Origin of the sequence: Pseudanabaena sp. BC1403 (assembly GCF_002914585.1) — a bacterium.
Classification (GTDB): domain Bacteria; phylum Cyanobacteriota; class Cyanobacteriia; order Pseudanabaenales; family Pseudanabaenaceae; genus Pseudanabaena.
The window spans coordinates 15,496-37,728 of record NZ_PDDM01000008.1 but is presented as its reverse complement, the minus strand read 5'-3'; the positions used below and the strand labels follow the sequence as shown (position 1 = coordinate 37,728).

Here is a 22,233-nt window from a genome sequence, read left to right as displayed (position 1 = left end):
TTTAGTTTCAAAACCTAAAAACATAAGAGGCGGCGCTACGCGCCGTCTCTTATGTTTTTGGGCTAACTGGAAGGTCTTTGTAATGCAGCACCCCTTCTAGACCTAATGCGCTGCTCTGATCGTGGATCGATTTTTAGGTTGATTATCTGGTGTTTATGGCGATCGACTAGGGGAAATTGAGTTTGCCAATTACTAATAATATGAAAATAATTTTCGGCATCTTCTAAACAATATTCATAGATTTCATTAAGAATTGTTTCGTATCCTCTTTCTTTACGTAACACCTTAATTCCATTCCGAAAAACGTAGTATCCCTTAATTCTTTTATAAATAGGAATTTCTAAATAAGCAAATAAATTATTCAATCCTTGGTTGAGATCTGTTCTTTGAATAATTCTTTGTAAATCTAGGATTTTGATATTATCTACATTAGGGATAAAATCTAGGGCATCAATTCTTTGTCGTAAGCAAAACATATCGCTAGTTGATAGACCATAACCAACAAAGTACTTGCCCTGCAAGCTATGTAAGTCATTTAAAATGTCTTGAATTATCTTCTTTTCTTGCGTACTTGATTCAATAAATTGGATTTTTATATATTGCTCATTGCTATCTTCTAAAATACGAGTAAGCGTATAACCAAATATTTTTTGTACTAATCCATCTTTATGAAAATCGCGACACCATTCTAAGTCTAAAAAAACAAGATCATAGATTGAGCCATCGTAGAAGTTATTTATATATCGACTTGGAAGCTTGAGTTCCTTTTTATACATAAAGTTGGGCTTAGAGGTGGGCAAGGAAAAGGTTTAGCAAATCTATTAATTAATTAGTTGGATTGGCTACATGCTGTACCTATCCATCCTAACTGTAATACTCAGTTTGAGATCACTAATTTAGCGATCGTATCTTCATAGCTGTCGCCATGCTTGCTAGGACATAAAATTCAAAAAGTAGATGGCGGCGCTTTGCGCCGCCATCTACTTTTTGGGGTTAGATTTCAAAATTAAATCCCTTTTGCTTTAGTTGTAAGTATTTATTCTCGTCAAATTGATATAGCTTGGCGGCTCGATGGGCTACATTGTGCTCTACTTTACCCGTATCGATGAGTAACTCCATACCGAGAATTTTTTTGCGAAAATTACGTTTGTCTAGAGATCGATCTAGTACAGTTTCGTAAAGTTTTTGGAGTTGTGACAAGCTAAAGTTTTGAGGTAATAGCTCAAAACCGATCGGCTCATAACGAATTTTGCTACGTAACCTTGCGATCGCTATTTGCAAGATCTGATCGTGGTCAAAAGCGAGCTGAGGAATGTTAGAAATTGCAAACCATTCAGCCGCACGGGCATCTGTAGAAGCTTGAATTTTTTGCTCGACCAAATTTATGAGGGCGTAATAAGCAACGGTAACTGTGCGATCGCGGGGATCTCGCCCCAAACCACCAAAGGTATAAAGCTGCTCTAAGAAAATATGATGAATGCCTGTTTCCTCTTGTAATTCTCGTAAAGCCGCCTCTTCAAGGGTTTCTTCCATACGTACAAATCCCCCTGGGATCGCCCATTGCCCCTGAAATGGTGGAATATCCCGCTGAATCAGCATGACTTTGAGTTCTTGCTGAGCATCAAGTCCAAATACAATGCAATCAACGGTGAGGGCAGGGCGAGGATATTCGTAGTTGTACATTTTTGTAATTGGAGATTTAGAAATTACGAATTACGAATTACGAATTATCAACTCGTAATTCGTAATTCGTAATTATTTTTACTCTTGACATAGTGTAAAAATAACACTATATTGGTTTGTGTAGTTTATACACTATATCGTCATGCAAGAGCAAGTTGAAGTCCCTGATATGCGATCGCTGCAAGTTTCTGCCTCAGAGATACAAAATCAAGGGCAAAATCAAGGGCAAAATTTGTCAAATCAGTTTGAATATGCCTGCGGATCAATTATTGGGCGCAACCATGTTCTTGCTAGTAAGAATAATCAGGATGCTCTGCGGATTGTTCTGTGGGATAACTTTGTAACGGCTGTAGTTTGTGACGGCTGCGGTAGTGGTAAACATAGCGAAGTTGGAGCAAAACTTGGTTCGCGGATGGTAACTGACGCGATCGCGGATTTACTCCATCAAGGTTTGGCAATATCTGATCCTGACTTTTGGAATGTTCTCAAAATAAACTTGTTACAAAAATTGAAAGATTTTGTCACGATCGCCAATGACTCTCAAGAATCAGTTATGGAATTTGTGAATAATTATCTATTATTTACAATTGTGGGCTTAGTTATTACTCCTAGCGAAACGGTTACTTTCTCAATGGGTGATGGTGCGATCGCAGTCAATGGCAAACTCATTCAAATTCCTGCCTATCCTGATAACGCACCTCCCTATCTTGCTTATGGGTTATATCGATCTGACGCTATTGAGTTTGAGATTCGCGATCAGCTACCCACAGCAGAAGTAGAATCAGTTTTGATCGCTACTGATGGAATTGATGATTTGATTGCGGTTGAAGAAGTTGATCGATTTTGGCAAGAAGATCGTTATTTCAAAAATCCTGATGCTATCAGGCGTAAATTATCCATGCTAAATCGAGAGGAAGTTAAGCCTGATTGGCAAAAGCACGAATTAATTAAGCGATCTGGAGTTTTATCTGACGACACAACTTTGGTGGTGATTAGAAAGCGATTAGCTTTTAGCTGTTAGTAATTAGTGATTGGTGATTGGTGATTGTGTCTTGCTAAAAAGCTAATCGCTAGAAGATATAAATGTGGAGGTAAAAATCATGTTAGGTGCAATTGTTGGCGATATCGTTGGTTCGATTTATGAATTTAATAATCATCGCTCCAAAGACTTCCCTCTCTTTGGCGAAGACTGTAAATTCACCGATGATACAGTATTAACTATAGCGGTTGCTGATTGTTTAATGAACAATGGTAACTACAACGAATACATCAAGAACTATGCCCGCAAATATACAGGTAGAGGTTATGGTGGTCGCTTCAGACAATGGATTAGCTCTGAGAGCATGGAACCGTACAATAGCTGGGGTAATGGCTCAGCAATGCGAGTTAGCGCGGTAGGATTTGCCTATAACGATTTAGAAGCGGTGATGAATGAAGCTAAGCGATCGGCTGAAGTTACGCATAATCATCCAGAAGGAATCAAAGGTGCACAAGCGACGGCAGTAGCGATCTTTATGGCTCGCAAAGGTCAGAGCAAAGAGCAGATCAAAGCGGCGATCGCACAATCCTTTGACTATGACTTAAATCGAACTGTGGATGAAATACGTCCAACCTATGTTTTTAATGAGTCATGTCAAGAAACAGTACCAGAGGCGATTATCGCTTTTTTGGAATCGAAGGATTTTGAAGATGCGATCAGGAATGCAATTTCTTTAGGTGGTGATAGCGATACGCTTGCCTGTATTACTGGTGGTATTGCCGAAGCCTTTTATGGCGGTGTTCCAAAAGATATCTCTAAAAAAGCATTGAGTTATCTCGATTCCAATATGCGAGAAGTTGTGGAGAAATTTTATGGAAGTCTATCTCAATCAGAAGCGGGTTAAACTAAATCCTAAATCTGCGATCGGGAAAGGTGGCGAAGCGGATATTTATGATATTGGTAATGGCAAGGTTCTCAAGCTGTTTAAACCCGCCAATCATCCTGATTATGAGCTACTGCCTCAAGAACAACAGGCTGCAACAGCAAGACTCGCATTACATCAGCAAAAATTGCGTGTTTTCCCTCAAAATCTTCCAACAAGAGTTATCAAACCTGAAACTCTTGCAACGGATAAGCAAGGCACAAACATTCTTGGCTATACGATGCCATTTTTACAAAACACGGTGACCTTGTTGAAGTATAGCGATCGCAATTATCGCAGCACCAATGGCATCTCGCAGCAATTTGTCACAAACCTATTCCGAGATCTCCATAACACGGTTCTCCAAGTCCATCAAGCAAATGTGACGATTGGCGATTTCAATGATTTGAATTTGCTAGTTTCTCAAAATCAAGTCAATCTTATTGATGCAGATTCATTCCAGTTTGGACAGTTTCCCTGTCAAGTTTTCACAGCGAGATTTGTCGATCCGATCTTGTGCGATCGCAACGCAAATCAACCAATCTTGATTAATACGCACAATCCTAATTCTGATTGGTATGCTTTCACAGTGATGTTGATGCAGAGCCTCCTCTATGTCGATCCCTATGGCGGTGTTTACAAGCCCAAAGCTCAAAGCGCGATGATTCCCCATAATGCTAGACCATTGCAGCGCATCACTGTTTTCCATCGTGATGTGCGCTATCCCAAACCTGCAATTCCTTATAAAGTTCTTTCAGATGATTTGTTACATCATTTCCACAACTGCTTTGAAAAAGATTGGCGCGGAGACTTCCCCAAACCACTACTAGAATCAATGCGTTGGACAAGGTGTAATCAATGTGGAATTGAACATTTAAGAACTTCTTGCCCAATTTGTACTCCCACAATCGCTGTTGCTGTGGTGGAGAAGAGTCTAGGAACGATAACTTGCAAGGTTGTTCAGATTTTTCAAACTGAAGGCGTGATCTTGCAGGCGGTTTTGCAAAACAACTCGCTCTACTATCTTTATCACGATCGCAATGAGTTTAAACGAGACGATAATGCTGTGTTACTGTCAGGTGAACTTGATGCAAATATTCAATTCGCGATTTTTGGTAAGTCCACAATTGTTACTAAAAAAGGTAATGGACAAGGAAAAGCGATTACCCTCACTCAAGGACAGCCTCCGAATGCGATCGCCGCCGATCTGATTTGCGCAAACTCTTTCTCTCGTTATTGGATCGGCAATGGTCAACTATTACGCGATGGCAAACTTGGCAATGAATATATCGGTGATATTCTTGAAGGACAAACTCAATTCTGGATTGGCGAAACCTTTGGCTTTGGATTTTATCGCGCAGGTAGTCTCAGTGTAGCTTTCACCTTTGATGCTAAGCGTGCAGGCATCTGCGATCGCGTGCAGCTTCCGCCAATTCGAGGAGAACTAATTGATGCAAATTGTGTCTTTAGCGATCGCCTTTGCTGGTTCTTTACAGCTACTCAAGAGCAAGGCAAAATCATCCATCGAGTTTCCGTACTGCGAGATACTGGTGAATTAGTTGCTACGCTTGTCGCTCAAAAAGGTGATATTACATGGCTAGATAATTTTCATGGATGCAGTGCGATCGCCAATTGGCTATTTGTTCCCACCGATGAAGGTATCGTCAGAGTTGAAGTTCAAAACGGGCAGATTATGATTACCAAATCTTTCCCCGAAACTGAACCCTATGTCGATAGCGGCTGTTCCCTTATCGTCGGTTCACAGGGAATCTACGTGATTCATGCTCAGAAGATTTTACAGTTACAATTAGCTTAGAAGTTAGGAGAAAAGAAGATGCAAACAATTCAACTGAGCTTAGATGAAGAAATGATCCGCGAGCTTAATCAACTTTCTTCGCAGCAACAGACAACGCCAGAAGAGTTAATCAAGCAATTAATTAGCGATCGCTTACAACAGCCCAGTAAGCCTAAAACGGTTATGGAAAAATTGCAGGAAGCAGAAAGACGGCGTGGTGAGCCTCGACATTTTTTGCAAGGGCGATCTGATCTATCGGATCGAGATGTGAGAAAGGCAATTATTGCTCAAAAAATGCAAGAAAAGTATCAGAGGATTCAGGATCAACTATGAATCACACTTCTATTCTTATTGATAGTTGTGCCTTGGTTGCCTACTACAGTGAGCAAGATGTTTATCACGATATCATGTGTAGATTTCTCGCTGAATGTACCAGTGAGCTGATCACCCCCACAAGCTGTATCACAGAAACCATGTGGCTACTCGATTATGACTATCGCGTTCAAAATGAATTTTTGGATGAAGTTCTAAATGGAGTGTATATTCACGAAACCTTGACCAATGATGATTTACGGCGAATTATTGAATTGAACAAAAAATATGCAGATCGCAAGCCTGATTTTGCCGATTTATCACTAGTTGCTGTTTCCGAGAGACTAGATATTCCTGCGATCGCGACTTTTGACAAAGACTTTCAAGTATATCGACGTTATCGCAATCAGCCTTTTGTAAATGTTCTTGCCTAAAGTTTTTAAACTGGAGAAATCCCATGACTACTCAAATTGTTACTCAACTCCCTATTCCTGCATTCTTTGATCGCCACAAAGTCGGATCGGTATGGCGCGTTCCTTATCAAGATCGCGCTAACCAAGCCGAAGCATGGGCAAAACAACATGGCATCGCTCCCGCCGCTAAGGATCGCAGGAAAATTTGTCTGATGGCGATCGATGTGCAGAATACCTTCTGTATCGCCGATCATGAGTTGTTTGTGGGCGGACGATCTGGCACTGGTGCGATCGAGGACAATGTGCGGCTGTGTGAATTTATCTATCGCAATTTGCACCACATTAGTGAAATTGCACCCACGATGGATACTCACACCGCCATGCAAATCTTCCATCCCATCTTCTGGGTGAATGACGCAGGCGAACATCCGATTCCCAATGCTACATCGATTACGTTAGAAGATGTTCAAAAGGGTAAGTGGAAAGTAAATCCTGCGATCGCATATAGTCTTGCTAAAGGCAATTATATGGCAATTCAGCGCCACGCCTTGCATTATGTCCAGAAGCTTAGCGATGAAGGCAAGTTTCCTCTTACGGTTTGGGCTTATCACTCTATGCTCGGCGGTATTGGTCATGCGCTAGTTTCTGCGGTCGAGGAGGCAATGTTTTTCCATAATATTGCGCGTCATAGCCAGACTAATTTTGAGATTAAAGGCGGTAATCCTCTCACTGAGAACTATTCTGTCTTGCGTCCTGAAGTAATGGATGGAGCCGATGGCAGACCGATCGCACAGAAGAACACCCGTTTTCTACAAAGGTTACTGGAATTCGATGCGGTGATTATTGCAGGTCAAGCCAAGAGCCATTGTGTAGCTTGGACAATTCAAGATCTGCTGAGCGAGATTTTAGCTCACGATCCAAAATTAGCCAAGAAGGTCTATCTACTCGAAGATTGCACTTCGCCCGTGGTTGTTCCCAATGTTGTGGACTACAGCGATCAAGCTGATGCAGCCTTTCAGCGCTTTGCTGATGCAGGTATGCATCTAGTTAAATCCACTGATGCAATGGAAACTTGGGCAGATCTTGAACTTACGTAAAACAATTACACTTTGCTTTGGAGAGAAAAAGCCATGATGAGCATAAATCTTGACAGTGACACAGAGAAATGTCTAGTGACAATTCTTGCCCAAGAGAATACAACCAGTTCTGAATTGATTGAACGCTTGCTAAGAGAATATTGGGATTCTATTCAACCCAAGAAAAATTTTCTGGAACGGTTATTATCGATGTAGGAGCAAAGCATTCCCACCATAATTTATAAATTTTGAGATCCTTTAGATTTGGGAATGCTTTGCCCAAAATCTCACAACGCAGGGACAATTTGTCTTTGGAAGCATAGAGGGTTGAGCATTTGCGGATCGAGGTTTCTGTGGCAAGTTAGAAATTGTGGCGCAAATGCTCAACCCCTACAAGTCAATCACCAATCACCAATCACCAATCACCAAATAAAATGACCAACATCAACGATCTATTCCAATCTGCTTCAGATGACGGAACCCTTTCCAATGAATCTTTGCAGGCACTTACAGTTTATGACCTTGGTGCACAAATCCAAGCGGGACTTGGCATCCATGTTGATGATGTGATGTCCAGCGAAGTTGTACTTGTGACGATTATGCCTGATGACTCTGGGTCGATCCAGTACTCAGGAAATGCTCAGGCTGTGCGCGGTGGACATAACTCTGTACTTGATGCGCTCACCTCTTCACAGCAACAGGATAATATCCTCATTCACAATCGCTATCTCAACGGCACTGTTCTTTATCCCTACTGCCCGATCGCACAGGCAATTCGTATGGATACAAAAAATTACACTCCCAATCAAGGTACGCCACTTTACGATCAAACTGTGGTGCTATTAGGAACCGTATTGGCTAAGTCGCAGGAATTCTCTGATAATGGTGTGCCAGTGCGGACGGTGACACTGATTATTACTGACGGTGACGATTGCCATTCGATGCGTCACGGGGCAAAGGATGTGGCTGCGATCGCAAAAGATATGTTGCGAATGGAAAATCACATTATCGCGGCAATGGGTATTGATGATGGCTCTACGGATTTTCGGAAAGTATTTCAGGATATGGGCATCCGTGATGAATGGATTCTCACACCTGCAAATAGTGATGGCGAAATTCGTAAGGCTTTTCAAGTCTTCTCACAATCGGCGATGCGTGTGAGTCAGAGTGCTGCTAATTTCAATTCTTTAGGCGGATTTGGAGCTTAGTTTTTTCAGCGCCGTAGGCGCTGAAAAAACTGCTAGTCAATTTCGTTGGTGAATACAGCTGCGATCGCCTGTTTTGCATCAGTGCGAAATTCCTGCACATTCACGCGACTGAGTAAGCTTACAGCAATAATCATCACGGCAGCTTCACAGACAAACACAAAACTATAGGCGTAGATCGAGGTACTAAAGATTTTCTTGCCAATATCAAGCACGATGCCGCCTGAGAGCGTGGCGACACCTCTAGCGATCGCCTGAGATAATCCCCAAGCACCGATAAATGTTCCTGCGGTTTCGGCGGCTGTGAGGTCAAGCATGAGACTTAATGCGCCTGAAGTTGTAATTCCTGAAGCAAATCCAAATAGAGCGAGAGCTACTTGCAAGACAACAGTTTTTTGGGTAAAGCCTGCAATCAATAGCAAAGCACAGCTAGCTGCAACTAAGTAACAACCTAATTTTGTCGAATTTTCTTTGCCAAGGCGCGGCACAATTAAAAATCCTGAAGAGCTTAAACCAATGAGTGTACCTGTTCCAAACGCTGCATTAAGCTGGGTAGTTGCACAAATGCTCATCCCAAATACTGCGCCGCCAAATGGCTCCATAATCGCATCTTGCATGAAAATGCCGATGGTCATCATCAGTAAGAATGAGAAGAATAAACCAGTTTGTTTACTGGCAGTTAATACGCGCAAAGCCCGACCGAGATTAAGTTTATCTTCTGTGGCAGTAGTTCCATTGAGAATATGATTTTGAGCAACGCGCAATTTGTATCGGGAATATTTTCGCTCAATACCATAGGTTGCAAAAAATGATAGTCCAACTACGGCAACAGGAATGATCATGAATACGGTATTAATTGATTTTTGGAGCTGGACAAGGCGATCGCTATTTGCATAAATAGACACCTCGCTAGGTGGCGCACCTGTACAGGGTAGAAGTCTCGAAACTGCGATCGCGCCAATGACGATACCCACCATGAGCATCGACCAGACGATCCCAACTAATTTTGAGCGATCCTCTTCATCGGATATATCCACTAACATTGCCGCAAAGGGAGTGGAACTAAAACTGATTGCCATTCCATAAATAGCGAACATTGCACCAAGTAAAACTGCCCATGCATAGGTGATACCAGTCCAGCCAATCTCATGAACGCTAAGTCCTAACTTCCACATTACCTGTGTGAGCAAAAAGGCAATGATTGCAAATACCACCGCTCCAATCCAGACATATCCTGAGCGATGGGTTCCAAATATGGTTTTAGCATCCGATGTTTGCCCAAACCAGACTCGTGTCGGTGACACAAACAGAGGCATGGCAATAAATCCTGCGGCGAGGGTAGCAGGAATTGTCAATTCGTTGATCATTAGGCGGTTAAGCAGCCCAGCGATTAGCAAAGACATGATCCCTAAGCCCATTTGAAATAAACCGATCCGAAACATCTGGAGCAGTGGCAGTTTAGGCGGCAGTTCGTCTAAATTTGCAGTATCCACTTGATTATTCATCGTTGGCAATTGAAATTTTAAAAATCAATAAAAATATTATTATTCACTTTAGCACTAAGAGCAGAAAGCCCCACACTGTAAAGGTTTAAATAAAAGACTGCACAAAGTGATGTCTTTATATTTAGGCAAGCGAAAGAAAACTGCAAAAGTCTAGATCCTCAATTTTTTCTGTGCAAGCAGAGAGCAATTTTGTAAGCAATACAAAAAGTCGGGGATCTTAAGCTCCGAAGTGCTGTCTTTTCTTTATAAACTTCCGCAGAATTGCGCTAGCCGATCGCAAAACAAGTTCATAGACTCTAAATCAATCTTGGTTCATTTTTTTGTGGCGCGAAGCGCCACAAAAAAATGAACCAAGATAATTAACTTGAGATGCGAGTAGATCTATGAATATTTTTTTAAGAAGCTCAAACTTTTTATTAGCCTGTAGCCTCGTTCTTAGCTTTAGCACCAATGTCTATGCGAATGCTGTCTATGCAAATGATTTATCGCAAAGCCCTGAGTCTATCAAGCCAATTAATAGCCAAATCAAGCAAATTAACCAAGAAAAAACTAAGCAAAATCTTAATTCACAATTACTCATAGCTGCTCAAAATGGCAATATCAAGGAGGTGCGATCGCTAATTTCTCAAGCAACCGATGTCAATGTTCGCGATGAGTATGGCTGGACACCTTTGTTATGGGCAGCGATGAATGGACATACTGATGTTGTAAGGGTTTTATTAGTTTCAGGGGCAAATCCGAATACGCGCAATAAGTATGGTTGGACTCCACTCATGTGGGCAGCAGGTCAAGGCTATGGCGAAATCGTGCGATCGCTAATTGCCTCAGGGGCAAGACTAAACGCACAGGATCGCAATGGCTGGACAGCAATCATGTGGGCGTGGGATGGCAATCATCAAGAGACTGTCGCAATTTTGCGAAGTATTGCAAGCAACTAAAAAATGGATGGCGCTTTGAGTCATCCATTGAGAATAGCTGATTCTATTTGTGGAACAAGAAGTCTCTCCAAAATGATAAATCTCTTGCTGAATAACGAAGAATTGCAGATAGTGCTAAATAGGTAAGGATGGGCGGCGCTTTGCGCCGCCCATCCTTACCTATTTATACCAATTCACAAAAGTGTGGCAACACTTTCGTGAATTTAAAAACAAACCCAGTAAGGGTTTTAAAAACACAAAGATGGCTGCGCCACTTTGGTTTTGGTATTACATTGCTGCTATAACTCTAAGTTAATTGGTAAGGTGATCAAAAACTTTGTACCCTTACCAACTGCACTTTCACAGAGAATGGTTCCCTTAAGATTTTGCGTTACAAGATTATAGATAATATGCAGCCCTAGACCGCTGCCACCTCTTGCTCTCGCTGTCGTAAAAAAAGGCTCAAAAATTTTGTCTAAATCATCAGGTTGAATACCCTTGCCATCATCAGAGTACATAATTAGAACTTTGTCAGCTTGCTGAGTAATTTCAAATTTCAACTGTCCAGATTCTTCTATATCTTGATAGGCATGGGTAAGGGAATTTAGCACTAAATTTGTGATAATTTGCGAAAATGCACCTGGATAACTTTGTATGGTGATCGCATTATCGCCAAGGACTTCAATTTGATGTTGAGTATTTTGGATCTGCGGGGCTAAGCTAATCAGAGTTCTTTCGATATAGTCTTTGACTTGAAAGCTACGCTGTTCCAGACTGGTTTGATCAATTGCAACTTGCTTAAAGTTTTGGATGAGTTCGGCAGCACGTTGTAAGTTAGCCAATAGAATTTCGCTACTGCTTTTGGATTTTTCTAAATATGCTTGTAAGCTAGATTTCTTCAGTTCCCCGCGATCAAAAGATTCCTTAAACTTATTTGTCGCATTATCAAGAACGGAAGCCGCCATTAAACTATTGCCAACAGGGGTATTCACCTCATGGGCGATACCTGCCACCATACTGCCAAGCGCAGCATACTTTTCTGACTCTAATAGTTGCTTCTGTGTAGCGGTTAGCTCATCTAAGGTGCTGGCTAATTCGACATTTTTTTGATAAATTGCGGCTTCTGCGCGTTTGCGATCGCTAATATTGCGAACCATAAATAATACTTCGTTGGCTCCGCTAACTACTATACGTACCTCCTCATCTTGGCAATTGCCATTTACACATATTTGCTGCTCATAAATTTGCATTTCCCCCGTGATTATGGCCTGATGCATATAGAAAAGTTGGCGATCGCTAGCTTCGGGCGGTAGAATTTGGGAAACATGCTTCCCAATATTCTCAAAATCGGGATACAGCAAATCGATCTCATTTTCATAGTTAACCTGACCAAGATAGATACCATCCACACTGACATGAAACATCAAATCAGGAATAACAGAAAGAATAGCCCTTTTGCGAGTTTCACCAGCGCTGAGTGTTGTATAACCTGTGACAGCGATCGCTGAACTAAATAGAGCTAATAAAGTAGGAACTACAGGCAACCACCAACCCCACAAAAATGCGATATAGCTTACAGTAAGTAACCCTCCGCCTAATCCAAAAATCGTCAAGATTTTCCAAGGTAGACGAAATGCAAGTTTTGATGATGTCAGCATTCTTTTGTCTCGTCTACTGTTGCACAATAGACCACCGATAGCTGCCCACATCACAATCCACAAGGATTCGGTTAATTTTGCCCAAACTTGTATGATGGGTCGGCCGTCAAGGGCGTTAGCGAGTAATTGACTGGCAATATTAGCATGAAGAATTACGCCACTTGTTACGGGGAAAGAATTACCTAATGTTGTGCTGTTGTATGGGGTAATAAAGTAGTCAGTGTTACTTTCTGCGGTAATTCCGATGAGAACAAGGCGATCGCGAAATATATCCTGAGAAATATTTCCATTAAGTACATCACTTAGGGAAACCGTGTAAAAGTTATCCTGAAAATTGCGGAAATTTGATAATATTTGATAACCTCCCAGTCCTTGCCGAACATAGCCTCCATCATTTTCAGTGATGGGAGAAAATATTGCTTTTCCTAATTTATATTGCTGTGTTTTGGGATTAACAACTTCGAGGCTAACATTCTCTTTTTTAAGATATTCGAGGGCTAATGCGGCACTCAAACTAGTAATAGTTTTACCATGTTTGTCTTTAAGTGACAGTAGGATACGGCGAATCTTCCCGTCGCCATCGGGAAGAAAATCGTTGGCAGCTACTTGATTCAGCTTCTCTAGAATAGGAGAAGCAGCTACATCACTACCATCTTGATTAATGATCACCTTGCGAATGCCGATTAGGTTTGGTGTCGATGTAAATATGTTTACTAGTTGTTGATATTCAGAACCATATTGCTTGGGGACTGGCAGATCTCGATAGATATCTAGCCCGATTACTCTGGGTTGCTGTTTCCTAATTAAGTTTAAGAGCTTGGCAAGGGTTTCGTCGGAAATAGGAGAACCAAACTTCTGGATGTCGGATTCATTGATTGCGACAATCACGATGCGTTCGTCAATGGATTCTGACGGTCGCCATTGAAAGAACAAGTCATATACAGCAAGTTCTAATGGTTGAAAAATCCCCACAAAGCGCATTCCCAACAAAATCCCTGTTGTCGCGGGGACAACAATCAAAACTCCACGCAATTTCCAAATTATCTTTTTTAGGTTTATCCACATATGTAAATTTTAAAATGGATTAGCAACTATCGAAAAGTATATACATCCTATTTTCTTGCAATGTTATGAGTTACGCAAAAAATGTCCTGAAAGCATCATTTTATTGTAGGAGCAATTCATAAATTGCACCTAATCTCGTTGTTTTGCGTGAGTTCTCAAACTCTTTGTCTATTATCTCTACAAATCGGTATTATATTGATATCAGATCATTACAGGTTCGATATTTTACTAATGCTTAAACCTGTTTCATTTGCAAATTTGATCTTTATGAATTGGCTTTAAGAGAAATTGAAAACATGAAACTTACTCCTCGTTATATCAGTTTGACAGGTGTATTTGCTCTCAGCTATCTCACAGCAACACTTTCAGCAACAGCACAGATCCTCCCAGACAATACTTTACCTATAGACTCCACAGTTATAAACAATGGATTGATCCATACAATTGATGGTGGCACAGCAAGAGGCGTTAACCTTTATCATAGTTTTCAAGACTTCTCAGTTTCGACAAATAATACTGCCTATTTTAATAATGCGCCGAATGTTCAGAATATTTTGACGAGGGTAACGGGAAACTCTGTCTCCAATATTGACGGGATTCTTAAAGCCAATGGCAATGCGAATTTATTTTTGCTCAATCCTAACGGGATTATGTTTGGGGCAAATGCGAAGCTAGATATTGGTGGAACTTTTGTTGGGAGTACAGCTAATAGTTTCAAGTTCTCCGATGGCAGCGAGTTCAGTGCCACCACACCCCAAGCTCCGCCATTGCTGACGACGAACATTACAATGGGATTGCAATATGGCACAAGTAATACAGGCGCAACTATTAGCAATCGGGCTAATCTCTTCACGGGAAAAGATTTAGTTTTAAATGCGGACAAATTGGACTTGCAAGGGCAATTAAAAGCAGGTCGAGATCTGATTTTGCAAGCACAAGATACGGTGACGATTCGCGATACTAAGACTAGTCCATTCGTGGCAGCATCTGCTAGAGATTTGCTTGTGCAAGGAAATCAATTGGTTGATATTTTCGCTTTAAATCATCCTAGTAGTAGGTTTCGGTCAGATAGGAATATGGTGTTGCGATCGCAAAATCCTGTGATTGGTGATGCCCATTTTTATGCTGGGGGGAACTTAAATATCGAAAAGTTGAATAGAACTATCGGTAATTTGATCAGTCCTAATGATCCAGTAATTTTGGCTAATGGTAATGTGACTTTAGGTAACTATACAGGAGCATCTCTGCATATTTTAGCGGCGGGAAGCGTGGCGATGGGGAATGTCACGATTAATAATAGAGGAACTGTTAGTACTACGATTAATCCCAACAATACGACTCTATTTAATTCCACTAAGCGTTATGCGGATTTAGCAACATTTAGTTTGACTGACTATCAGGCAATTAAGAATAGTAGTGGCTCAGTTCAGGATATTGTGCCAGTGCAGACTCCAATTACGATTGATGGAAGTACTAAGGCAACTTTGGATATAAGAGCAGGTGTGGATTGGGCACAGTTGGGTGGGTTACCTGCTAGTCCAACAGTGTCAGGTGCGATCGCACCTGTTCCCACCTATGTAGATCCTCCTACTAGAGCCGATATTACGGTGAATGGGAATATTCGCGTGAGTCAGCCAAGTGGATTGGTGCTATTAACTAACCAGTTCACTCCTAATTCCTTACAAGGCAAAATTTCCACTCAAGAAATTAATACTGGCACAAATGTTGTAGGAGCTAACGCGGGAGATATTCGCGTCTATGGTCGAGGAGATATTGCGCTGAATTCAAACTTAATCGCTTACGCAGAGCCTGGATTTGGCAATGCAGGAAATGGAGGATCGGTCGCGATTTCTTCTTATTCTGGCAAGATTACGATGAATTCTGAATTATACACTGACTCTTTTACCCTCTTTGGCAATACTGGGAATGGCGGAGCGATTTCATTTTCTTCTTATTCGGGCGATATCATACTAGATAACATGTACTTTGAATCGTCTTCATTCGTATACTTTGGCAACTCAGCGAATGCAGGATCAGTTTCTCTCTCTTCTTACTCAGGCAATATTACGATCACCCGTCCGATCTGGAAATCACCCTCTGTTTCCTTGGCATTAGGTAATTCAGGAAATGCTGGAGACATCTCTTTTGCTACTTATTCTGGCAATATTACGGTTAAAGATGTTAGGAGTTTCTTTGGGGATGTTGGCACTTATTTAGATGCTGGTACATACTCAGGCTCTGGTTCCTCTGGTAATGGAGGATCATTTTCTTTGGCTTCTCATGCTGGCAACATTTCACTAATCAATGCTCCATTGAACTCATCTACAGCTTCTTACTCATCCTCAAAATTAAATCATTCTGGAAATGGAGGGAAAATCTCTCTAGCTAACTCGTTAGGCAACATTATGCTGAACGATTTGACATTGTATTCGTATTCATTCGCGAGATCCGCAAATTCTCGGAATGGAGGCGCAATTGCTTTATACTCTGGCACTGGCAATATCTCATTAAACAATTCGACATTGTCAGCGTACTCGTTAGCCTCATCTGCTGGTTCCCAGAATGGCGGATCGGTTTCTATATCTGCCCCCAATGGCAGTATTACCAGTGCTTTAGCTAGTTATATATTGTCGTTCTCTATTTCTGCGGCAGGCTCAAATAGTGGCAATGGTGGTGAGATCAATTTAACTGCAAAAAATCAAATCAGTAATCTTGCCCTCTTTACCTCATCAGCCTTTGGGCAAGCAGGAGCAGTAAACATTAATGGTCTAGGTGATTTGAAAATTGCAGACCTTCAAATCATTACGAGTAAGACCGTAAATTTCCCTAAGCGCGCCTATGATATCAACGATCCCAACACTTTCATCACCACTATTTTTGGATCTGGACAAAATGGGCGTTCGGGAGACGTAATGATTAAAGGGTTAGGCAATCTCACCTTTGACAATACCCTGATCGTGAGTACGACCCAAGGAATTGCCCCTGCTGGAAATATTTTGATCACTAGTCCTGCGGCGATCGCCTTCCAAAATAACAGCCAAGTCCTTAGTAATACCAATAGCCTCGGTAACGCTGGAAATATCAATGTTGTCGCAGGAGAGAGCATCACCTTCAAAGACAATAGTCAAATTATTGCTCAAACTAGTAGCAGTGGAAAAGCTGGCAACATTGGACTGATTGCAGGAAACTCGATCCTCTTTACAGCGGGTACTGGCTTATTTGCCAATACCACATTAGGTTCTACAGGAGATGGCGGCAATATTGCGATCGATCCGCAGTATGTCACCCTTCAAGATGGAGCGACAATCGCTGTCGGTAGTCTTGGCTCAGGACTGGGTGGCAACATCACTATATTTGCCAATTACCTCTCCCTTTTGAATGGTTCCTCTATCACCGCCTCAACTGCTAGCACCAATGGAGGCAATATAAATTTAAATGTTCCATCTATATTGCTTTTACGCTACGGCAGCAATATCACCACCACCGCAGGTACAGCAAATGCAGGAGGCAATGGTGGCAATATCAACATCAAAGCAGGTTTTATCGTTGGAGTGAAAGGCGAAAATAGCGATATTTTTGCTAATGCATTTACTGGCAATGGTGGCAAAGTTGATATCACCACTAATGGCATTTATGGACTAGAGTTTCGTCCTCAATTAACAGGTTTTAGTGACATTGCAGCTAGTTCTCAGTTTGGTGTGCAAGGAAATGTTATCGTTACCACTCCTGATATCGATCCAGGTCGTGGCTTAACTTCTTTACCGCTCAATCTTGTTGATTCGTCGAAACAGATTAGTCAAAGCTGTGCGGTAGGAGGAAAATTATCCAATCGCGAGAATCGCTTTACGATCGCGGGTAGAGGTGGCTTGCCAAAGAGTCCTAGTGATGAGATATCCATTACTCAATCTCTGGTAGAACTGGCTGAACTCGTACCAAGTAGAATAAATCAAATCTCAACGATAGAGCAGAAACAAGAAGTAAAGAACGAATCTCCACAATTTATTGTCGAGGCAAATGCGGTCGCTAGAGATAATAATGGCAGATTGCAGTTAGTTGCTGCTTCTAATCCACTCAGTCCCGCCATTCCTCAGCTTGCTTGTGCGAACCAATAAATTTTTGGAAAGTGTCTCTTGGCGACACTTTCCAAAAATTTATTGGTTTGGGTTTGAGTGCTAAAATATGAATATTGCTTCTCGGAGTGAAATCTATGACCGCCTATACAGTCAATCTCGATCCAATTATGAAACTGACCAGAGAGCAGTTTTATGAATTATGCGCGGCAAACCCAGAACTTAAACTAGAACGAAACCCTCATGGAGAACTCGTAATTATGTCCCCCACTGGTGGTGAAACAGGTGCTTGGAATTCTGATATTACAACTGATTTAACACTTTGGAATCGCCAAAGTACCCTAGGGAAAGCATTTGACTCATCAACTGGATTTGCCCTTCCTAAAGGTTCTGATCGCTCTCCTGATGCTGCATGGATACCGATCGCTAAGTGGAATGCGATGACACCTGAACAGCGCAAGAGATTTTTGCCATTATGTCCAGATTTTGTAATCGAACTATTATCGCCAACTGATTCATGGATTAAAGGCTTAGCAAAAATGCAGGAATACCAAGACAACGGCTGTCGTTTGGGTTGGCTGATCGATCCTGAAAGTAAGCGCGTTGCTATTTATCGTCTGGGTAAATCCGTCGAGATTCTCGAAGCTCCACCAAGTTTGTCTGGGGAAGAAGTTTTAATCGGATTTGTGCTGAGTTTAGAAAATATCTGGTCAGCGTAAATCCAATCCTAAATCTAATCCTAAATAAATATCACAGGAAATATTCATGTTTTTGTGGGAATCCATCTCGAATCTAAAACCCAAAAACAGTAAATTCCTTCGCTATGTCAGCCTTGGAATTTTAGCAACTATACTTGCTCTGATCTTAGGATGGAATGCTCAACCTAGTATTGCTAATCATCCTCCAAAAGCCTCAACTGAAATAGTTCTTACTCAATCTGGAAGTGATAACCCTGCAACTCTTGTCCAGAGAGGCAAACAGTATTTCCAATCAAGTCAATATGTTAATGCGATCGCAACTTGGCAACAAGCTTCTGATATTTATGCAAAACAAGGCGATCGCCTCAATCACGCTGTAGTTTTGCAAAATCTTGCCTTAGCATATCAACAACTTGGTCAATGGAAAGAATCCGATCAGACGATCGCACTTAGCATAGAAATCCTCCAATCCGAGCCGCAACAACTCAACTTACTAGCACAGGCTCTGAATATTCAAGGCAACATCCAACTCGCACAGGGCAAGGCTCAAGAATCATTAACAACTTGGCAAAAAGCGACAGCAACCTACGAGCAGTCAGGAGAAAAAGACGGAGCCATTCGTAGCAAGATTAATCAGAGTCAATCCATGCGATCACTAGGTTTATATCCCAAAGCTAAAGATATTCTTCAGCAAGTCCAATTAGAACTCAAAGAACGTCCCGACTCCTCACTCAAGGCGGCTATTCTGCTCAATCTCGGTGAAACCTTGCGGCTGTGTGGTGATCTCCGAGGTTCCAAACTGGCATTGCAAGAAAGTCTGGCGATCGCTAAAAAACTCAATGCCCCTTCGATTATTGCCGACGCTCTCCTGAGTTTAGGAAATACCACCTATAGCGCACAACAACCCGCCGAAGCGATCAGTTACTATCAGCAAGTAGCTAGTACCGCTACCACTCCGATCCAAAAAGTCCAAGCAAAATTAAATCAACTGCGGCTTCAGATTGAAGCGAAACAGCCTGAATCGGCACAACTATTATTAACAGATCTGCGATCGCAACTATCAAGCCTCCCACCGAGCCGAGCCTCAGTATACGCAAAAGTAAGCTTTGCTCAAAGTCTAGTTAAGCTTAATCCCACATCAAGCGATCGCCAAACCTCCGCCCAGTTCCTCGCCACAGCTGCTCAACAAGCAAAAGAGATGGGAGATCCGAGAGCCGAATCCTATGCGATCGGATATCTGGGCAACCTCTATGAACAAACTCAACAGTTTTCAGAAGCCCAAATTCTTACCGAGAAAGCGCTCATTCTCTCCCAAACCAATAATGCCTCAGATATTGCCTATCGCTGGCAGTGGCAACTCGGACGAGTACTTAAATCTCAAGGCGAAAATGCCAAGGCGATCATCGCCTATAGCGAAGCTGTAAATACACTTGATTCAATTCGAGGCGATCTTGTCTCTAGCAATGCGGATATTCAGTTTTCCTTTCGTGATAGGGTCGAACCAGTCTACCGTCAGCTTGTCGCCTTACTCCTTACTCCAGAACATGGCAAACAAGTTAGTCAAGAAAATCTCAGAGACGCTCGCAAAGTAATCGAATCTTTACAACTTGCCGAATTGGATAACTTTTTCAAAGAAGCTTGTCTTACAGGGCTGGCTACCCAAGTTGATGAAGTCGATTCACAAGCTGCTGTTATCTACCCGATCATTTTGCCTGAGAGTCTAGAAGTTATTATTTCACTGCCAAACCGTTCCTTGCTTCACCGTACAACCAAAATACCTCAAGATAAACTAGAAAGTCTCTTGAGCAAATTAAGGCGATCGCTACGTCGAACATCGCTTGAGACCGATATTCAAGCAGCGTCAGAAAAAATTTACAACATATTAATCGGTAAAGAAACAGAATCTATATTAGCTGTGAATAAAATTAAGACCTTAGCATTTGTTCTGGATGGTTCTCTGAGAAATTTGCCCATGTCAGTCCTTTATGATGGGCAACAGTACTTGATGGAAAAATATAATCTGGCAATCACGCCTGGGTTACAACTCATTGATCCTCGCCCACTAAAGCGCCAACAACTAACTGTATTTGTCGGAGGGTTGAGTAAGGAAACCCAAAATTTTAATGCCTTACCAAATGTTGAAAGAGAGCTTCAGCAAATTGCTTTGCTGGTGTCAGCTCAAACACCATTACTCAATGAAGCGTTTATCAGTGAGTCTATTCAAAAACAAATTAGTAAAAGCTCCTATAGAGTAGTTCATTTAGCTACTCATGGTGAATTTAGTTCTGATGCCGAAAAAACTTTTATCTTAACGTGGAATAATCGGCTTGGAGTTAAACAATTAGGAGAATTGCTGCAATCTAGGGAACAAGACAGCCAAATTCCCATCGAGTTATTAGTACTCAGTGCTTGCAAAACCGCAAAGGGAGATAATCGAGCCACATTAGGATTAGCAGGAATGGCTGTGCGCTCGGGCGCACGGAGCACGATCGCTAGTTTGTGGTCAGTTGAGGATAATGCCACAGCGACATTTATGGAAGACTTTTATAAAGAACTAGCAACTCTCGACACAACCAAGGCCAAGGCTCTACGAAAAGCGCAACTAAGCCTTCTAAAAAATCCTCAGTTTACTCACCCCTTCTATTGGGCTCCATTCGTTTTAGTTGGAAATTGGCTGTAATCAGAAATCAGAAAGAATGAACAAAGCTCATTCTTTCTGATTTCTGATATTTTTTATATTTTATACCAAATCACAAAATGGCTAAGTCATTTTGTGATTTAAAATCCTTAATGGGTTTTGCTTTTAATTCACAAAAGTCTCGTCATACTTTTGTGAATTGGTATTACAATCGATCAACAGCTATCCTCGGAAAAAATGAGTAAAATATTACTTAACTTAATATTATGGAAAGCTATGTGTTATTGATTTGGAACCAAGCCACTCCTAATACAACAAATGCAGCAATTTTGGCTCTAAACCCTATTTGAATATGACATTTAGACACCAAAACCATTTTTGTTCTACATAACATAGTACATCAGTACATAATATGAATTAAGCCTTTTCATTACACTGCTTCTACTGTAGACCACTAGTAAAATTTTCATCTATCAGTCACTGTTTCTAGGTATAAGGCTATGCTAACTAAATATTTTCATCGATACGTTGTTCTCCTTGCGATCGCAATACTCTGGGAAATCAACACATTTTCCATTTTTTCAGAAGATGCTCACGCCCTAACATTTGAGCCCCCTACAAGTAGCCCAGCCCCAAAAACAACCATTGGCGGTGGAAGGCGGAGCAATGATGGGCTGTGCCTGAAAAATCGAGATATTCAACCTAGAGAGGACAAAACTAAAAAATCTTTAGAACAACAGCTTACACCCCTACTCCCGCCAAACAAATTTGGGCTTACAGTTTCAGCAAATCCGACATTTTTTGCATACATCCCCAAAACCTCTGCGATCGCGGTGGAGTTCACCCTTGAAAATCAGCAAGGCAAGGGTATCGCCCGCAAGACTGTCGCTCTCACTACTACACCCAGCATCGTCAATGTTCAATTTGACAAAAATCCCCTAGAAGTTGGAAAAGATTACAAATGGCTGGTCTCCGTCATCTGCGAAACTGGCGATCCTGAAGATATTTTCTCCGAAGGGATCATCCGCCGTATCATACCTGAATCAACTTTGCTCAGCAAATTAGAGAAAGCGACCGTGATCGAACGGGTATCTCTATATGCAAAGTTTGGGATTTGGCATGAAGCGATCGCAGATCTTGCAAATTTACTTCTGGCTCAGCCCAATAGCCCTGAACTAAAGACTAGTTGGCTAAATTTGCTCACATCCTCCAGCTTAGAATCCATAGCACATACACCTCTCACAAACTAATCCACCAAATGATTGGATAAGGATTAGCAGCGCTTCGTGCCGACCAT

The 22,233-nt window shown here is 41.6% G+C and carries 17 protein-coding genes; 13 read left to right on the top strand and 4 right to left on the bottom strand.

What is annotated here, in order from left to right:
- Positions 1-62 precede the first annotated feature (62 nt).
- Positions 63-776 (bottom strand): ribonuclease H-like domain-containing protein, encoded by a 714-nt coding sequence (locus CQ839_RS09130; RefSeq protein WP_103667971.1) that lies wholly within the window; start codon positions 774-776, stop codon positions 63-65.
- Positions 777-993: 217 nt separating this feature from the next.
- Positions 994-1,683 (bottom strand): NUDIX domain-containing protein, encoded by a 690-nt coding sequence (locus CQ839_RS09125; protein ID WP_103667970.1) that lies wholly within the window; start codon positions 1,681-1,683, stop codon positions 994-996.
- A 142-nt stretch (positions 1,684-1,825) separates the two neighbouring features.
- Between CQ839_RS09125 and CQ839_RS09120 the strand changes: the two genes are divergently transcribed.
- The 8 genes from CQ839_RS09120 (at position 1,826) to CQ839_RS09090 (ending at position 8,388) form a co-directional block, all read left to right on the top strand.
- Positions 1,826-2,704, top strand: a complete 879-nt coding sequence (locus CQ839_RS09120; protein WP_103667969.1) for a protein phosphatase 2C domain-containing protein — start codon at positions 1,826-1,828, stop codon at positions 2,702-2,704.
- Between the two features lie 79 nt (positions 2,705-2,783).
- Complete coding sequence (locus CQ839_RS09115; RefSeq protein ID WP_103667968.1) at positions 2,784-3,566, top strand: ADP-ribosylglycohydrolase family protein; 783 nt, start codon at positions 2,784-2,786, stop codon at positions 3,564-3,566.
- Positions 3,535-5,400: a hypothetical protein gene (locus CQ839_RS09110; protein WP_103667967.1), complete on the top strand. Its 1,866-nt coding sequence runs from the start codon at positions 3,535-3,537 to the stop codon at positions 5,398-5,400. The genes CQ839_RS09115 and CQ839_RS09110 overlap by 32 nt, the downstream gene beginning before the upstream one ends.
- A gap of 18 nt (positions 5,401-5,418) precedes the next feature.
- A complete protein-coding gene (locus CQ839_RS09105; RefSeq protein WP_103667966.1) occupies positions 5,419-5,712 on the top strand; it encodes a hypothetical protein in 294 nt (97 codons plus the stop codon).
- Complete coding sequence (locus CQ839_RS09100; RefSeq protein ID WP_103667965.1) at positions 5,709-6,125, top strand: type II toxin-antitoxin system VapC family toxin; 417 nt, start codon at positions 5,709-5,711, stop codon at positions 6,123-6,125. The genes CQ839_RS09105 and CQ839_RS09100 overlap by 4 nt, the downstream gene beginning before the upstream one ends.
- A gap of 23 nt (positions 6,126-6,148) precedes the next feature.
- The gene (locus CQ839_RS09095) at positions 6,149-7,201 is read left to right on the top strand and encodes an isochorismatase (protein WP_103667964.1); all 1,053 of its coding nucleotides are present in this window, start codon (positions 6,149-6,151) and stop codon (positions 7,199-7,201) included.
- A gap of 33 nt (positions 7,202-7,234) precedes the next feature.
- On the top strand, positions 7,235-7,396 hold the full coding sequence (locus CQ839_RS25090; RefSeq protein WP_181016154.1) for a hypothetical protein: 162 nt from the start codon (positions 7,235-7,237) through the stop codon (positions 7,394-7,396).
- Between the two features lie 218 nt (positions 7,397-7,614).
- Positions 7,615-8,388: a hypothetical protein gene (locus tag CQ839_RS09090; protein WP_103668107.1), complete on the top strand. Its 774-nt coding sequence runs from the start codon at positions 7,615-7,617 to the stop codon at positions 8,386-8,388.
- A gap of 32 nt (positions 8,389-8,420) precedes the next feature.
- Here CQ839_RS09090 and CQ839_RS09085 read toward each other — a convergent pair whose 3' ends face one another.
- Positions 8,421-9,890 (bottom strand): BCD family MFS transporter, encoded by a 1,470-nt coding sequence (locus tag CQ839_RS09085; RefSeq protein ID WP_103667963.1) that lies wholly within the window; start codon positions 9,888-9,890, stop codon positions 8,421-8,423.
- 383 nt (positions 9,891-10,273) lie between these two features.
- On the opposite strand from CQ839_RS09085, the gene CQ839_RS09080 reads away from it, so the two are divergent.
- A complete protein-coding gene (locus tag CQ839_RS09080; protein ID WP_103667962.1) occupies positions 10,274-10,828 on the top strand; it encodes an ankyrin repeat domain-containing protein in 555 nt (184 codons plus the stop codon).
- A gap of 278 nt (positions 10,829-11,106) precedes the next feature.
- Here CQ839_RS09080 and CQ839_RS09075 read toward each other — a convergent pair whose 3' ends face one another.
- Complete coding sequence (locus CQ839_RS09075) at positions 11,107-13,530, bottom strand: CHASE2 domain-containing protein (RefSeq protein ID WP_103667961.1); 2,424 nt, start codon at positions 13,528-13,530, stop codon at positions 11,107-11,109.
- A 296-nt stretch (positions 13,531-13,826) separates the two neighbouring features.
- Here CQ839_RS09075 and CQ839_RS09070 point away from each other — a divergent pair, with 296 nt between their 5' ends.
- From CQ839_RS09070 to CQ839_RS09055, 4 genes are all read left to right on the top strand, one after another.
- Complete coding sequence (locus tag CQ839_RS09070; RefSeq protein ID WP_103667960.1) at positions 13,827-17,642, top strand: filamentous hemagglutinin N-terminal domain-containing protein; 3,816 nt, start codon at positions 13,827-13,829, stop codon at positions 17,640-17,642.
- 95 nt (positions 17,643-17,737) lie between these two features.
- Positions 17,738-18,319, top strand: a complete 582-nt coding sequence (locus tag CQ839_RS09065) for a Uma2 family endonuclease (protein ID WP_103667959.1) — start codon at positions 17,738-17,740, stop codon at positions 18,317-18,319.
- 46 nt (positions 18,320-18,365) lie between these two features.
- Complete coding sequence (locus CQ839_RS09060) at positions 18,366-20,978, top strand: CHAT domain-containing protein (RefSeq protein ID WP_181016153.1); 2,613 nt, start codon at positions 18,366-18,368, stop codon at positions 20,976-20,978.
- Positions 20,979-21,436: 458 nt separating this feature from the next.
- Positions 21,437-22,186, top strand: coding sequence for a DUF928 domain-containing protein (locus CQ839_RS09055; RefSeq protein ID WP_103667958.1), 750 nt, complete (start codon positions 21,437-21,439; stop codon positions 22,184-22,186).
- Positions 22,187-22,233: the final 47 nt, after the last annotated feature.

Bases quoted from the DNA above. Each gene is read 5' to 3' on its own strand.
- CQ839_RS09130 (WP_103667971.1), bottom strand. From the start codon at position 776: ATGTATAAAAAGGAACTCAAGCTTCCAAGTCGATATATAAATAACTTC.
- CQ839_RS09125 (WP_103667970.1), bottom strand. From the start codon at position 1,683: ATGTACAACTACGAATATCCTCGCCCTGCCCTCACCGTTGATTGCATT.
- CQ839_RS09120 (WP_103667969.1), top strand. From the start codon at position 1,826: ATGCAAGAGCAAGTTGAAGTCCCTGATATGCGATCGCTGCAAGTTTCT.
- CQ839_RS09115 (WP_103667968.1), top strand. From the start codon at position 2,784: ATGTTAGGTGCAATTGTTGGCGATATCGTTGGTTCGATTTATGAATTT.
- CQ839_RS09110 (WP_103667967.1), top strand. From the start codon at position 3,535: ATGGAAGTCTATCTCAATCAGAAGCGGGTTAAACTAAATCCTAAATCT.
- CQ839_RS09105 (WP_103667966.1), top strand. From the start codon at position 5,419: ATGCAAACAATTCAACTGAGCTTAGATGAAGAAATGATCCGCGAGCTT.
- CQ839_RS09100 (WP_103667965.1), top strand. From the start codon at position 5,709: ATGAATCACACTTCTATTCTTATTGATAGTTGTGCCTTGGTTGCCTAC.
- CQ839_RS09095 (WP_103667964.1), top strand. From the start codon at position 6,149: ATGACTACTCAAATTGTTACTCAACTCCCTATTCCTGCATTCTTTGAT.
- CQ839_RS25090 (WP_181016154.1), top strand. From the start codon at position 7,235: ATGATGAGCATAAATCTTGACAGTGACACAGAGAAATGTCTAGTGACA.
- CQ839_RS09090 (WP_103668107.1), top strand. From the start codon at position 7,615: ATGACCAACATCAACGATCTATTCCAATCTGCTTCAGATGACGGAACC.
- CQ839_RS09085 (WP_103667963.1), bottom strand. From the start codon at position 9,890: ATGAATAATCAAGTGGATACTGCAAATTTAGACGAACTGCCGCCTAAA.
- CQ839_RS09080 (WP_103667962.1), top strand. From the start codon at position 10,274: ATGAATATTTTTTTAAGAAGCTCAAACTTTTTATTAGCCTGTAGCCTC.
- CQ839_RS09075 (WP_103667961.1), bottom strand. From the start codon at position 13,530: ATGTGGATAAACCTAAAAAAGATAATTTGGAAATTGCGTGGAGTTTTG.
- CQ839_RS09070 (WP_103667960.1), top strand. From the start codon at position 13,827: ATGAAACTTACTCCTCGTTATATCAGTTTGACAGGTGTATTTGCTCTC.
- CQ839_RS09065 (WP_103667959.1), top strand. From the start codon at position 17,738: ATGACCGCCTATACAGTCAATCTCGATCCAATTATGAAACTGACCAGA.
- CQ839_RS09060 (WP_181016153.1), top strand. From the start codon at position 18,366: ATGTTTTTGTGGGAATCCATCTCGAATCTAAAACCCAAAAACAGTAAA.
- CQ839_RS09055 (WP_103667958.1), top strand. From the start codon at position 21,437: ATGCTAACTAAATATTTTCATCGATACGTTGTTCTCCTTGCGATCGCA.